Origin of the sequence: Streptomyces sp. NPDC127190, from assembly GCF_042672505.1 — a bacterium.
Lineage (GTDB): Bacteria > Actinomycetota > Actinomycetes > Streptomycetales > Streptomycetaceae > Streptomyces.
Window position 1 is genome coordinate 462,665 of record NZ_JBHXVE010000004.1, and the last position, 9,642, is coordinate 472,306.

The window sequence follows — 9,642 nt, forward strand, 5'->3', positions numbered from 1 at the left end:
AAGGACCCCTCTTCAAGGGGACGACCCGGGGGGCGGCCGAGGCCTACCGTCGTGTACGTGACCCAGACGACGCACACGCAGACGACTCCGCCGGGCGCGGCCGGCCGGCCGCGCAGCCCGGAGTTCCGGTTCGCCGCGGAGGCCCTGCGCGGGCTGCGGCAGGACCTGTTCCACGAACCCTTCGCCTACCGCCCGTTGCCCCGCATGGGTGTGGACGGCCCGCTCACCCGCCGCCTGCCCGGCCGTTCGAAGGGGTACGTGGGCCGGATACCGCACACCGTGGTGGCCGGCCTGGGCGTGCTGTCGATGCTCCTCGCCGTGGCCGCCTCCTTCGAGTACGGTCCGCCGGCCCTGTTCTGCGGGCTGTTGGCGCTGGCGCCGGTGCTGCTGACGCTGGCGCGTCCGGTGGGCGCGTTCTGGTGCTCGCTGGGTGCGACCACCCTCGCCGCCGCGCTCGACCGGGGCGACTGGAGCGACTGGCCGTGGCTGCCGGGCAGCTTCCTGTCCCATCTGGTCGTGCTCACGGTCGTCGCACTGCGCACCCGCCCGCGCACGGCGGCCTCGATGTGGCTGATGACCGCGGTCTACGGCTTCCTCGCCGGAAGCGTCATCGGCCGGGGCCGGTTCGGCAACGACGTGTCCCCGATGCTGATCACATCGGCGCTGAGCCTGCTGGCCGTCACGGTCTGGCACATACGGCGGGAGGCCGCGCAGGAGGTGACGGCCCAGCAGTCGGTGACCGAGCACGAGCGCTCACGGCGCACGCTGCTGGAGGAGCGCACCACGATCGCCCGTGAGTTGCACGACGTGGTCGCCCACCACATGTCGGTGGTGGCCATCCAGGCGGAGGCCGCGCCCTACCGGGTGGAGAATCCCCCGCCGGAGCTGGAGAAGGCGTTCGCCACCATCCGGGAGAACGCGGTGGCGGCCCTGACCGAGCTGCGCCGGGTCCTCGGGGTGGTCCGAGCGGAGCACTACGAGGCTCCGGACGCCCCCCAGCCGACCCTCGCCGACCTGGGCGGACTGCTCGCCAATGTGCGGGAGGCCGGCCTGGAGGTGGAGCAGGCGGTGACCGGCGCGGTGCGCGAACTGCCGCAGGGGGTGGAGCTGTCGGCGTACCGGATCGTGCAGGAGGCGCTCAGCAACACGCTGCGGCACGCACCGGGGGCGAGCGCGCGGGTGGAGCTGGGGTATGTGCTGGGCGGTCTGGGCCTGCGCATCGTCAACGGCCCGCCGCCGGCACCCCACCTCGTCAAGCCCTCCCCGGGCGCCGGGCACGGTCTCACCGGCATGCGGGAGCGGGTCTCCATGCTGAACGGCGACATGGCGACGGGCCCGACGGCCGACGGAGGCTTCGAGGTCACGGTGTTCCTCCCGGCCCACCCCATACCCACGGCCCCGGACACCGGCAAGGACACCGCCGTCGACATCGGCAAGGACACCGCCACGGGCACGGCCGAGGGTGGGGCATGACGATCCGCGTACTGATCGCCGACGACCAGATGATGGTCCGGGAGGGCTTCTCCGTCCTGCTGAACGCGATGCCGGACATCGAGGTCGCCGGGGAGGCCGTCAACGGCCGGGAGGCGGTCGAGCAGGTGCGCCGGCTGGCCCCGGACGTGGTGCTGATGGACATCCGCATGCCCGAGCTGAACGGCATCGAGGCGACCCGGGAGATCGTCGCGGCGGACGCCTCGGCGAAGGTGCTGGTGCTGACGACGTTCGACCTGGACGAGTACGTCTACCAGGCGCTGCGGGCGGGCGCCTCCGGCTTCCTGCTGAAGGACGCGTCCGCCCGCCGGCTGGCCGAGGCGGTCCGGGTGGTGGCCGCGGGCGAGGCGCTGCTCGCGCCCTCGGTCACCAAGCGGCTGATCGCGGAGTTCTCCCGGCTGGCCGAGGCGCCCCGGCTGGTGCCGTCGGCGCAGGCGGCGTACGGGGAGCTGACCGAACGGGAGACGGAGGTGCTGGTCCTGATCGCGCAGGGGCTGTCCAACGGGGAGATAGCCGAGCGGCTGGTGGTGGCGGAGTCCACGGTGAAGACGCATGTGAGCCGCATCCTGGTGAAGCTGGGGCTGAGGGACCGCACCCAGGCGGCGGTCTTCGCCTACGAGGCCCGCCTGGTGGCGCCGCGGTAGACCGGGGGCGCGGAGGCCAGGGCCTGGTCAGGGCGCGGCACTCGGGGCTAACGTCCGTCCATGGCAGCGCTTGCGGACCTCGCTTTCGACCCCTGGGACCCCGCCTTCCTCGCCGACCCCTACCCGGCCTACGCCGAGCTGCGGGCCCGCGGCAGGGTGCTCCGGTACGAGCCGACGGACCAGTGGCTGGTCCCGCGCCACGCGGATGTCTCCGCGCTGCTGCGCGACCGCCGCCTCGGCCGCACCTACCAGCACCGTTTCTCGCACGAGGAGTTCGGCCGGAGCGCGCCCCCGCCGGAGCAGGAGCCGTTCCACACGCTGAACGACCACGGGATGCTCGACCTGGAGCCGCCGGACCACACCCGGATCCGGCGTCTGGTGTCGAAGGCGTTCACCCCGCGCACGGTGGAGCGGCTGAAGCCGTACGTCGACGGGCTGGCCCGGGACCTGGTGGCCGGGCTGGTCCGGCGCGGCGGCGGCGATCTGCTGACGGAGGTGGCGGAGCCGCTGCCGGTCGCGGTGATCGCGGAGATGCTGGGCGTCCCGGAGTCGGACCGGGGGCAGCTGCGCCCGTGGTCGGCGGACATCTGCGGGATGTACGAGCTGAACCCGTCGCCGGAGACGGCGGCCCGGGCGGTGCGGGCGTCGGTGGAGTTCTCGGGGTATCTGCGGGAGCTGATCGCGGCCCGCCGCAAGGAGCCGGGGGAGGACCTGATCTCGGGTCTGATCGCGGCGCACGACGAGGGCGACCGGCTCACCGAGCAGGAGATGATCTCCACGGCGGTGCTGCTGCTGAACGCCGGTCACGAGGCGACGGTGAACGCCACGGTGAACGGCTGGTGGGCGCTGTTCCGCCACCCGGAGCAGCTGGCGGCCCTGCGCGCCGACCACTGTCTGGTGCCGTCCGCGATCGAGGAGCTGATGCGCTTCGACACCCCGCTCCAGCTCTTCGAACGCTGGGTGCTGGACGACATCGAGATCGACGGCACGACGATCCCGAGGGGCGCGGAGATCGCCATGCTGTTCGGCTCCGCCAACCGTGACCCGGAGGTCTTCGCCGACCCGGACCGCCTGGACCTGACCCGCCGGGACAACCCGCACATCTCCTTCAGCGCCGGCATCCACTACTGCATCGGCGCCCCGCTGGCCCGGATGGAGCTGGCGGCCTCGATGACGGCCCTGCTGGAGCAGGCCCCGACCCTGGCCCCGGCGGCGGAGCCGGAGCGCAAGCCGAACTTCGTGATCAGGGGCTTGCAGGGACTGCGGGTGGAGGTGCGCTGACCGGCCACCGGGCCGACCGGGCGGCCGGTGTCCGGGCAGCGGGTGTCCGGCCGACGCGCACATCCACCGGTCCCCGGGGCTATCGCTCCTTGGTCTCCTGGAGCACCGTGCGGCCGAGCAGCGCGTACCGCTCGGGTGCGCGGTGCTTGAGGTACTGCGCGCAGCCGAGGCCGGCGGCCGCGATCAGGGCCACCAGCCAGGGGGTCGCCTTCAGCACCAGGGAGCCGGACTCGGGGCCGGCGGCGACGCCCATGTTGGACACCAGCAGCACCACCACGGCGAGCATCGCCACCCCGCCGAGCAGCGGCGCGGTGAAGGTGCGGAACCAGTGCCGGCTCTCGGGGTGGTGGGAGCGGAAGTAGACCAGCACCGCGAAGGAGCACACGGCCTGGACGACCAGGATCGCCATGGTGCCGAGGATGGCGAGCAGGACGTAGGTGCCGGTGTACGGGTCCTTGCCGGCGGCCCAGAACGCGCCGATCAGTACGGCGGCCACGCAGGTCTGCACCACCCCGGCGATGTGCGGGGAGCCGTGCCGGGCGTGGGTCCGGCCGATGGTGCGCTTGAGCGAGGGGAGCACCCCCTCCCGCCCGAGGGCGTACAGATAGCGGGCGGCGCAGTTGTGGAAGGCCATGCCGCAGGCCAGCGAGCCGGTGATCATCAGCCACTGCATGACGACGACCGCCCAGTGGCCGACGTAGCGCTCGGTGGGCAGGAAGAACAGGTCGAGCGGGTTGCCGGAGGAGGCGGCCGCCAGGGCCTCGCGTTCGCCGTTGCCGGTGATGGCCATCCAGGAGACCAGGACGTAGAAGACCCCGACGCCGAGGACGCTGATCATCGTGGCCTTGGGGATGATCTTCTTGGGGTCGCGGGACTCCTCGCCGTACATCGCGGTCGACTCGAAGCCGACCCAGGACCAGAAGGCGAAGAAGAGTCCGAGGCCCGCGGAGGTGCCCTTGAAGGCGTTGACCGGGTTGACGGGGGCGAAGGTGAAGCCGTGCGGGCCGCCGCCGTGCAGGGCCACGGACACCGCCATGGCGGCCAGCACGGTCACCTCGGTCGCGAGCAGCACCACCAGCAGTTTCTCGGCGACGCTCACGCCGAACCAGGTGCCGGTGGCGTTGACCGCGAGCATCAGCACCGCGAAGGCCCACCAGGGCACGTGGACGCCGGTCTGGTCCTTCAGGGTGGTCGTGGCGAAGGTGGAGAAGATGCCGATGAGCGCGGGTTCGAAGACGACGTAGGCGAAGGTGGCGAGCAACCCGGCGGCCAGTCCGGCGGTGCGTCCGAGGCCGTAGGAGATAAAGCCGTAGAAGGCCCCCGTGGAGGTGATGTGTTTGGCCATGGAGGTGAAACCGACGGAAAAGATTGCCAGGACGACCATTGCGACGAGGTAGCTGGCGGGTGCGCCGACGCCGTTGCCGGACGAGACCATGAAGGGCACGTTGCCGGTCATCGCGGTGATCGGTGCGGCCGTCGCCACCGCCATGAACACCACCCCGAGCAGCCCGACGGCGTTGGGTTTCAGCCGGTGAACCGTTTCTGCGCCGTCTCCGCCGTCCGTCTTCGCCGCCGGGGCGATGTCCTCGTCCACTGCCATCGGGTGGCCCCCTCCGTGTCCGGTCGCTGGGTCCTGATGGAGCAGGATGGTGGACGCAGCAGGGGTACGGGAAGGGGTCGGCGCGGTTAAATATGTGTCACCAGACCTTTAGCGGGGGTGCGGGCATGCTCACGCGGGCGGCAGCACCAGGCCCCAGGCGTCCTCCAGCACCCGCCAGGTCCGCCGCCGTACCGGCCCGGAGACCGCCGCGTCCGCCCGGTAGCGGAAGTCGGCCCCGGTGACCGTCACCGTCCGCCCGGACAGCCGTACCGGCGTGGCAGCCGCCCCCACCGACAGCGGGCGGACCTCCACCTCCGCCACCCCGGAGCCGCCCGGCGTCACCGAGACGGCCTCGACCGGCTGGTCCAGGTCCACGACCGTCTCCCCGTCGACCTCCACCCGCAGCCGGGTCGGCCCCGGTGCGGGCACGGCGGGCAGCCGGTCCGGGCGCGCGGCCAGGGTGCGGGGGGCCAGGGTGCGCACCAGCGAGCGGTACCAGGGCACGCCCAGGGGGCGCGGGGAGGAAGGGCCCGAGCCGACCGGCACCGGCTCCCCGGCGGGCTCCCGTACCGGCGCCGAGGGGAAGCCCAGGGCGCCCAGCACCACCCCGCCGCTGTCGTCCACCAGCAGGTCCAGCCGGCGCTCGGCCCCGTCCAGCACGGCCCGGGCCGCCGCCACCGCCCCGCCCGGCACGCCCAGGGCCTCGGCGAGGGCCGTCTCACCCACCGGGACGACCGACAGCGCACATCCGGCCAGCTCCCGCGAGCGGTGCAGCAGGGTGACGGCCCGCACCAGCGCCTGGTCGCCGCCGACCACGACCGGCCGGCGGGACCCCCGTCGGCCCAGTGCCCGGGCGAATTCCTCGGGCCCGTCCGGGAGACACACCTTGGCCGCCGCACCCGCGCTGAGCACGTCTTTCGCGATCCGTACGGACTCCCCGTCCGTCTGCCGTGCCGCCGGATCGATGATCACCAGCAGCTGATCGGACGTCGCGGAAGTCGCCACCTCGGTCCTGCCTCGCTTCCTCGGGTAGCATCTTTGTGCAAGAGCCCCTTGCGCTATTGCGCCAGGGGCTTCGTCTATTCCGGGGCATCCGGTCCGACGGTTGTGCGACCAAAGGCGGTCGCGGTGGTACGCGGCGGTGAACCTTACGCCCCTGCCCCCGACCTTGGACATGCCCCGCCCGGAAGGGGTGTACGCGCGTGCCCGCACTTGTGCTGCTCGGTGCTCAGTGGGGTGACGAAGGCAAGGGAAAGGCGACGGACCTCCTCGGTGGCTCCGTCGACTATGTGGTGCGATACCAGGGCGGCAACAACGCCGGCCACACGGTGGTCGTCGGCGACCAGAAGTACGCGCTGCATCTGCTCCCTTCCGGAATCCTGTCGCCCGGCTGTACGCCGGTCATCGGTAACGGTGTCGTCGTCGACCCGTCGGTCCTGCTCTCCGAGCTGAGCGGTCTGAACGAGCGTGGCGTCGACACGTCCAAGCTCCTGATCAGCGGAAACGCGCACGTCATCACGCCGTACAACGTGACCGTCGACAAGGTGACGGAACGCTTCCTCGGCAAGCGCAAGATCGGTACGACGGGGCGCGGCATCGGTCCGACCTACGCCGACAAGATCAACCGCGTCGGCATCCGGGTGCAGGACCTGTACGACGAGTCGATCCTCCAGCAGAAGGTGGAGGCGGCGCTCGACGTCAAGAACCAGATCCTCACCAAGCTCTACAACCGGCGCGCCATCACCGCCGACCAGGTGGTCGAGGAGCTGCTGGGCTACGCCGAGAAGATCAAGCCGTATGTCGCGGACACGGTGCTGATCCTCAACCAGGCCCTGGAGGACGACAAGGTCGTGCTCTTCGAGGGCGGCCAGGGCACGCTGCTGGACATCGACCACGGCACGTACCCCTTCGTCACCTCCTCGAACCCGACCGCCGGCGGTGCCTGCACCGGCGCGGGCGTCGGCCCGACGAAGATCAGCCGGGTCATCGGCATCCTCAAGGCCTACACGACCCGGGTCGGCGCGGGTCCGTTCCCGACCGAGCTGTTCGACGCGGACGGCGAGGCGCTGCGCCGCATCGGCGGCGAGCGGGGCGTGACCACCGGCCGTGACCGGCGCTGCGGCTGGTTCGACGCCGTCATCGCCCGCTACGCGACCCGGGTGAACGGCCTGACCGACTTCTTCCTCACCAAGCTGGACGTGCTGACCGGCTGGGAGGAGATCCCGGTCTGTGTGGCCTACGAGATCGACGGCAAGCGGGTCGAGGAGCTGCCGTACTCGCAGACCGACTTCCACCACGCGAAGCCGATCTACGAGACCCTCCCGGGCTGGTCCGAGGACATCACCAAGGCGAAGACCTTCGCCGACCTGCCGAAGAACGCGCAGAACTACGTCAAGGCGCTGGAGGAGATGTCCGGCGCCCCGATCTCCGCGATCGGCGTGGGCCCCGGCCGGGACGAGACGATCGAGGTCAACTCGTTCCTGTAAGCCACAGTTGATGTGGTGTTCGGCCGGAGTCGACCTGGCCGACACCTTTCCCGCGCCCTCGCCGGCTCCGACCGGCGGGGGCGTCGGTGTGCTCGCGAATTTTACCGAACTTGACCTGAGCATGACTTAATCCTGGTTCCGGGGCCGGTGGGACCTGAGAAGCATCTACGCGGGTAGCCCCGCACCGCACCAGCGCGGCCTCTCCTCAAGTCCTCCCCAGCCCAGCCCTTTCCAGGAGCCCTGAATGCCCCTCAGTCCCATGAACCGCCGGGAGTTCGTGAAGAAGTCGGCCGTGACCGGGGCGGCAGTGGCCGCCGCCGGGACCGTCGCCGCCGGCCCCGCCCAGGCGGCCGAGGCCGGTCACCGGCCCGGAAAGGCGCCGCGGACCTGGTCCTTCTCCATCCTCGGCACCACCGACCTGCACAGCCACGTCTTCGACTGGGACTACTACAAGGACGCCGCCTACAAGGACAAGGCCGGCAACTCCTGCGGCGTCGCCCGCGTGGCCACCCTCATCAAGCAGCAGCGCGAGGCCAAGGGCGAGCACCGGGTCCTCCTCGTCGACGCCGGCGACATCATCCAGGGCACCTCGCTCGCCTACTACTTCGCCCGCGTGCAGCCCATCACCGGCGAGGACGGCCCCCAGCACCCGATGGCCGCGGCCATGAACCACATGCGCTACGACGCCGCCGCCCTCGGCAACCACGAGTTCAACTACGGCATCGACACGCTCCGCAAGTTCGAGGAGCAGTGCGACTTCCCGCTGCTCGGCGCCAACGCCCTGGACGCCAAGACCCTGCGCCCCGCCTTCCAGCCGTACACCGTGAAGCGGATCTGCGTGCCGGGCGCCCCGGACATCAAGGTCGGCATCCTCGGCCTCACCAACCCCGGTATCGCGCTGTGGGACAAGGACAACGTCAGCGGGAAGATGGTGTTCCCCGGCCTGGTGGAGCAGGCGAAGAAGTACGTGCCCCGGCTGCGCGCGCTCGGCTGCGACGTCGTCTTCCTGACCGACCACTCCGGCATGGACGGCTCCTCCTCGTACGGCGACTCGCTGCCCTACGTCGAGAACGCCTCCAACCTCGTCGCCCAGCAGGTCCCCGGCATCGACGCGATCCTGGTCGGCCACACCCACGTCGAGGTGCCGTCGTACACCGTGAAGAACGAGCAGACCGGCGAGGACGTCCTCCTCTCCGAGCCGTACTGCTGGGGCTTCCGGCTGAGCGTCTTCGACTTCGAGCTGGAACTGCACCACGGCCAGTGGAAGGTGACCAGCAAGAAGGCGCAGACCCTCAACCCCAACACGGTGGACGAGGACCCGGAGATCAAGCAGCTCCTCACGGACGACCACGAGCTGGTCGTGAAGTACGTCAACACGGCGGTCGGCACCTGCACCCAGGACCTCTCGGCGGCCGACTCCTGCTGGCGGGACGTCCCCATCATGGACTTCATCCACAAGGTCCAGATGGACGCCGTGAAGGCGGGCCTGTCGGCCTCGGACGCCGCCCTCCCGCTGATCTCGGTCGCGGCGCCCTTCTCCCGCACCGCCGACATCCCCCAGGGCAGCGTCACCATCAAGGACATCGCCGGCCTCTACATCTACGACAACACCCTGTACGGCAAGAAGCTGACCGGCGCCCAGCTGAAGGACTACCTGGAGTACGGGGCGAAGTACTACCACCAGGTCCCGGCCGGCACGAAGGTGGACACCGCCACCCTCACCAACGCCAACAACTTCTGGGACTACATGTACGACACGGCGGCGGGCGTCGACTACGAGATCGACATCGCCCAGCCGGAGGGCTCGCGGATCAAGAACCTCACCTACAACGGCGCCCCGATCCCCGACGACCAGGTCTTCGTCGTGGCCGTCAACAACTACCGGGCGAACGGCGGTTCCGGCTACCCGCACATCGCCACGGCGGACATCGCCTACAGCTCCACCAACGAGATCCGCCAGCTGATGATCGACTACGTGACGGCCAAGAAGGTCCTCGACCCGGCCGACTTCGCGGTCACCAACTGGAAGCTGACGCAGAACGGCACGCCGGTCTTCTGAGGCCAGGCCGTCACGAGCGCGAAGCTTTCGTGAGCACGGTCGAGGGGGGGGGGGGGGGGCGCGCGCCCCGCGCGCGCGCGC

7 protein-coding genes are annotated in these 9,642 nt (G+C 70.8%); 5 read left to right on the forward strand and 2 right to left on the reverse strand.

From position 1 onward, the window contains the following. Positions 1-57 precede the first annotated feature (57 nt). Genes ACFVIU_RS10200 through ACFVIU_RS10210 form a run of 3 tightly spaced genes read left to right on the forward strand, consistent with a single transcriptional unit; the run spans position 58 to position 3,416 of the window. Positions 58-1,473 carry a sensor histidine kinase gene (locus tag ACFVIU_RS10200; protein ID WP_385841792.1) on the forward strand — a complete coding sequence of 472 codons (1,416 nt, stop codon included), beginning with the start codon at positions 58-60 and terminating at the stop codon, positions 1,471-1,473. Then, the gene (locus ACFVIU_RS10205; protein WP_385841793.1) at positions 1,470-2,135 is read left to right on the forward strand and encodes a response regulator; all 666 of its coding nucleotides are present in this window, start codon (positions 1,470-1,472) and stop codon (positions 2,133-2,135) included. Before ACFVIU_RS10200 ends, ACFVIU_RS10205 begins: the two co-directional genes overlap by 4 nt. 60 nt (positions 2,136-2,195) lie before the next feature. After that, positions 2,196-3,416: a cytochrome P450 gene (locus ACFVIU_RS10210; RefSeq protein WP_385841794.1), complete on the forward strand. Its 1,221-nt coding sequence runs from the start codon at positions 2,196-2,198 to the stop codon at positions 3,414-3,416. Between the two features lie 79 nt (positions 3,417-3,495). On the opposite strand, the gene ACFVIU_RS10215 is transcribed toward ACFVIU_RS10210, so the two are convergent. Both ACFVIU_RS10215 and ACFVIU_RS10220 read right to left on the reverse strand, forming a co-directional pair. Next, positions 3,496-5,016: an APC family permease gene (locus tag ACFVIU_RS10215; protein ID WP_385841795.1), complete on the reverse strand. Its 1,521-nt coding sequence runs from the start codon at positions 5,014-5,016 to the stop codon at positions 3,496-3,498. A gap of 129 nt (positions 5,017-5,145) precedes the next feature. Then, positions 5,146-6,021, reverse strand: a complete 876-nt coding sequence (locus ACFVIU_RS10220) for a diacylglycerol kinase family protein (protein ID WP_385841796.1) — start codon at positions 6,019-6,021, stop codon at positions 5,146-5,148. A 197-nt stretch (positions 6,022-6,218) separates the two neighbouring features. Here ACFVIU_RS10220 and ACFVIU_RS10225 point away from each other — a divergent pair, with 197 nt between their 5' ends. Both ACFVIU_RS10225 and ACFVIU_RS10230 read left to right on the forward strand, forming a co-directional pair. Continuing rightward, positions 6,219-7,502: an adenylosuccinate synthase gene (locus ACFVIU_RS10225; protein ID WP_385841797.1), complete on the forward strand. Its 1,284-nt coding sequence runs from the start codon at positions 6,219-6,221 to the stop codon at positions 7,500-7,502. Between the two features lie 244 nt (positions 7,503-7,746). After that, positions 7,747-9,561 carry a bifunctional metallophosphatase/5'-nucleotidase gene (locus ACFVIU_RS10230; protein WP_385841798.1) on the forward strand — a complete coding sequence of 605 codons (1,815 nt, stop codon included), beginning with the start codon at positions 7,747-7,749 and terminating at the stop codon, positions 9,559-9,561. The last annotated feature ends 81 nt before the right edge of the window (positions 9,562-9,642 follow it).

Bases quoted from the DNA above. Each gene is read 5' to 3' on its own strand.
- ACFVIU_RS10205 (WP_385841793.1), top strand. From the start codon at position 1,470: ATGACGATCCGCGTACTGATCGCCGACGACCAGATGATGGTCCGGGAG.
- ACFVIU_RS10210 (WP_385841794.1), top strand. From the start codon at position 2,196: ATGGCAGCGCTTGCGGACCTCGCTTTCGACCCCTGGGACCCCGCCTTC.
- ACFVIU_RS10215 (WP_385841795.1), bottom strand. From the start codon at position 5,016: ATGGCAGTGGACGAGGACATCGCCCCGGCGGCGAAGACGGACGGCGGA.
- ACFVIU_RS10230 (WP_385841798.1), top strand. From the start codon at position 7,747: ATGCCCCTCAGTCCCATGAACCGCCGGGAGTTCGTGAAGAAGTCGGCC.